The organism is Variovorax sp. P4_D9, assembly GCF_056401695.1.
In genome coordinates this window covers 1-2,694 of record NZ_JBFUIU010001125.1, presented here as the reverse complement: position 1 = coordinate 2,694, position 2,694 = coordinate 1, and the positions used below count along the sequence as shown (strand labels likewise).

Annotated in this window: 3 protein-coding genes; 2 read left to right on the top strand and 1 reads right to left on the bottom strand. The window is 62.8% G+C overall.

The features are described 5' to 3' along the window. Together AC1DY5_RS51875 and AC1DY5_RS51870 are read left to right on the top strand one after the other, a co-directional pair. Positions 1-529: transposase (locus AC1DY5_RS51875; RefSeq protein WP_478122052.1), on the top strand; the 529-nt coding region annotated here is incomplete at its 5' end. A gap of 422 nt (positions 530-951) precedes the next feature. Further along, positions 952-1,968: an IS701 family transposase gene (locus AC1DY5_RS51870; RefSeq protein WP_478122053.1), complete on the top strand. Its 1,017-nt coding sequence runs from the start codon at positions 952-954 to the stop codon at positions 1,966-1,968. Between the two features lie 281 nt (positions 1,969-2,249). On the opposite strand, the gene AC1DY5_RS51865 is transcribed toward AC1DY5_RS51870, so the two are convergent. Continuing rightward, positions 2,250-2,694, bottom strand: a 445-nt coding sequence (locus AC1DY5_RS51865; protein ID WP_478122051.1) for an IS30 family transposase, incomplete at its 5' end; no start/stop codon positions are given.

The window sequence follows — 2,694 nt, the reverse complement described above, 5'->3', positions numbered from 1 at the left end:
CGCCGAGATTGAGCGCGAGTTCGAACGCCTGTTGCTGGTTGCCAGGCAGATCAGGGCGCTTGAGACACTGCAGCAGCATCAGGTCCGCAGCGGTGCGCAACCCACGATCGCACTGCTCGCGCGGCTGGCAGGTATCGGCACGGGAAGTGCATGGACCCTGGTCAAGGAACTGTTTGGCTGGCGGCGGTTCCACAACCGGCGTGAACTTGGCGGCTGCCTGGGCCTGGCGCCGACGCCCTACGCCAGTGGCACCAGCGACGTTGAGCAGGGCATCAGCAAGGCCGGCAACAAACGCAGTCGATGGCTGATGGTCGAACTCGCGTGGAGTTGGCTCCGCTTCCAGCCGGCCAGCCAGTTGAGCCARTGGTTCAATCAGCGCTTTGCCGTCGCCGGCAAGCGCATGCGACGGATCGGCATTGTGGCCCTGGCRMGAAAACTGGCGATCGCSCTRTGGCGCTATCTCGAATATGGTGAGATTCCACTCGAGGCAAGGCTCAAGCCACTGGGCAGCGAAGCGGTGACAGCCTGAACGACGCACATTGAGCGACAACAGGGGGTGAAGGTAAGCGCGCCCGGACAGTAAGAGGATTGCCCGACGGGTAATCGTAGTTTTAGATGGGGCGTGCAGTAACGGGGTTGATTCCAGCGCCTTGCGCATGCGGTATGTGGTGACCGGCCCCGACGCCGGCACGGATAGAAGTTGGACCGGGCAACCGCCCGGACATCATGCACCCCGACCTGAATCCCCTGTGCATCGCTTTATGCAAAGGGCCCCTCAACAGAGCAGAGGTCTTCGTCCACGGCACTGACTTATCAAACAGAGGTAATTGACCGTTAAAAATAATCCTCGAAGGGCTTGACTTTTAATGCCCCATAGAAGTCTTACTGTGTTAGTAATTTAAACGAAATCAAGGCATTATGTGCACTTCTTCAAGAGAAGGGTGAACCTTGATGGAAGACTTGCAGGAATTCGAGCGCTACATGGCCCATCTGAGCGAAGGGCTGGGTCATTCGGACCGTCATGCGGGYTTGCGGGGTTACACCACGGGGCTGATGTCGCCGCTGCAGCGCAAGAGCGTGGAGCCGATGGCGGCGCATATGGACCCGCTGAACGTTCGTTCGCGCCACCAGTCGCTGCACCACTTCGTGGCCGACGCGAATTGGTCGGACGAGCGGWTGCTGCTGGGGATATGCCAGTGGGTCGTGCCGTTGATGGATTTCAGCGACGGCGGTTGGTGGAKCGTCGACGACACGGGCTTTCCCAAGCAGGGGCGACACTCGGTRGGCGTCGCGCGCCAATACTGCGGGATGTTGGGCAAGCAGGACAACTGCCAGGTGGCGGTGAGCGTGTCGCTGGCCTGCGCGGCGGCCAGCATTCCGGTGGCGTGGCAGCTGTACCTTCCCCAGGAGTGGGCCGACGACCAGGCCCGACGCGAGAAGGCCGGCGTGCCCGAGGCGATCGAGTTCGCCACCAAGCCTCAGRTCGCGCTGCAGCAGATCGAACACCTGGTGGCCCAGGGGGCGCCGAGGCACTGCGTGTTGGCCGACGCGGGCTACGGCGCGGACACGGCGTTTCGCGAACGCCTGAGCGAGCTTGGCTTGCCCTACGTCGTGGGTGTGACAGGCAGCGTCACGGTGTGGCCGCCCGGGCACGAACCCCTGCCGCCCAAGCCTTACAGCGGTAGGGGCCGCGTGCCACGGCGGCTGCGCCGCGGCGACGCCACCGCCCCCGTGCACCGGCCCCGCACGGTCAAGGACGTGGCATTCGACATCGAGCCCGAYGACTGGCAAGAAGTCACCTGGCGCGAGGGCACGAACGCCGCGCTGCGCTCGTACTTCGCCCGTGTGAGGGTACGTGCAGCGCACCCGGGGCTGGCGCGGCTTTCATCATCACGCCAGTCTCAGCATTGCCGCCTACGGCTTCTTGGTCGCCCAGCGGCTACGACACCCCGACGAGACGGGGGGTAAAAAAAACTCCGCTCAATGCCAAACGCCTGCCCTACCCACGCATTACAAACCTCGGGGAAGCCCAGAGGGCGCAGCGCCACGTCCCATCCTCCATCACGAGTTTGCGATTGCATATCGGCGCACTACTGGCTCGTAACCTCCCCCGATGTCCCTGCTGTCTTGGGCATCAACGTGCACCAAATATCTAACACAGTAAGACTTCTATGGGGCATTAAAAGTCAAGCCCTTCGAGGATTATTTTTAACGGGGCGGTTTCAAGACCGAAGCGCAACAGGGTTGAGTTACTGAACTGACGCTGGCGGTGGATGGGACGATGCCAGTGTTCGTGCGAACACCTCGAGAGGCGTGTGCCACGCGTGCGTGGCGCGAGGCCGGTTGTTCATGCTGTCGGCGATCCCGTCGAGCTCGTCCTGGCTGAACAAGCTCAGGTCTGTACCCTTGGGCATGTACTGACGAAGCAGGCCGTTGGTGTTCTCGCAGGTGCCGCGTTGCCAGGGGCTGTGCGGGTCGCAGAAGTACACCTTCACCCCCGTCTGCGCTGCCAGATCCGCGTGACGCGACATCTCCTTGCCCTGGTCGTAGGTCAGGCTCTGGCGCATCGGCTCGGCAATCGAATTCAGCTTGGCAGAGAAGCCAGCAAGCGCCGAGGCGGCAGTCGCGTCGTCCATCCTGGCCAGCAGCACCAGGCGGCTCGTGCGCTCGACCAGTACGCCCACCGACCACCGA